Origin of the sequence: Streptomyces yokosukanensis (genome assembly GCF_001514035.1) — a bacterium.
In the GTDB taxonomy this organism is placed as follows: Bacteria; Actinomycetota; Actinomycetes; order Streptomycetales; family Streptomycetaceae; genus Streptomyces; species Streptomyces yokosukanensis.
Genome location: NZ_KQ948247.1, coordinates 1 through 923, shown reverse-complemented (window position 1 = coordinate 923; position 923 = coordinate 1). Strand labels below are relative to the sequence as shown.

The window sequence follows — 923 nt, the reverse complement described above, 5'->3', positions numbered from 1 at the left end:
GATCGTCGGCCCGCTCCGGCAGATCGATCAGACCGCCCCAACGCTCGCCCTGCTCCATGGAGGCGACCCGGCCCAGACCCCAGATCAGCGCCTGCTCCGGATCCGTGACCAGGTCGGCCCGCCCGGCGGCCACCGCGCCCCGGGTGAGGCACCACAGCGGCGCGGCCACACCCGCGTCCCCCAACGCCTGGGAAAGCGCGAGCCCGGCGCCGAAGGCCCCCTCGCCCCCAAGGGCGAGGAGCGAGAGGACCCCGTCGGGGTCCTCCGTCCCGTCGAGGGCGGCCTTCAGCGCGTCACGGTCGGCGGCGTCGGCGGCCACGGTGAGGGTACGGACCTCCGCGCCACGGTCGGCGAGGGTGCGCGTCACGGCGGCGGCGGTCTCCGCAGCCGGGCCGGCGAGCGCCTCGGGCACGACGACCAGCCAGGCACCCGAAAGCGTGGCCCCGGCCGGGTCGGCGGTCGGCTTCCAGGTAACGCGGTAGCGCCACCCGTCGACGGTGAAGTGCTCGCGGCTCTGGCGCCGCCAGGAGGAGAGGCCGGGCAGGACCGTGCCGAGCGACTGGATGGCGTCGGGGGTGTCGAAGGCGAGGGCCTCCGCCAAGGCGGTGACATCCTCGCGTTCGACGGCGTCCCAGAAGCGGGCGTCGACCGCGCTCTCCACGGGGAGGGACTCCGGCTCGACGGGGGCCGCCTCGGGCCAGAACCGCTGCGCCTGGAAGGCGTAGGTGGGCAGGTCGACCCGGCGGGCACCGGTCCCGGCGAACACCGCCCCCCAGTCCACAGCCACACCACGGACATACGCCTCGCCGAGCGAGAGCCAGAACCGCTCCAGACCACCCTCGTTACGCCGCAGCGACCCCAGCACGGCAGCCTCACGCCCCGCGTCCTCCACCGTCTCCTGCATGCCCACCGTCAGCACCGGG

1 pseudogene is annotated in these 923 nt (G+C 75.3%); it reads right to left on the bottom strand.

The features are described from left to right. Positions 1-923: pseudogene (locus AQI95_RS42945) on the bottom strand (polyketide synthase); the annotation flags it as partial.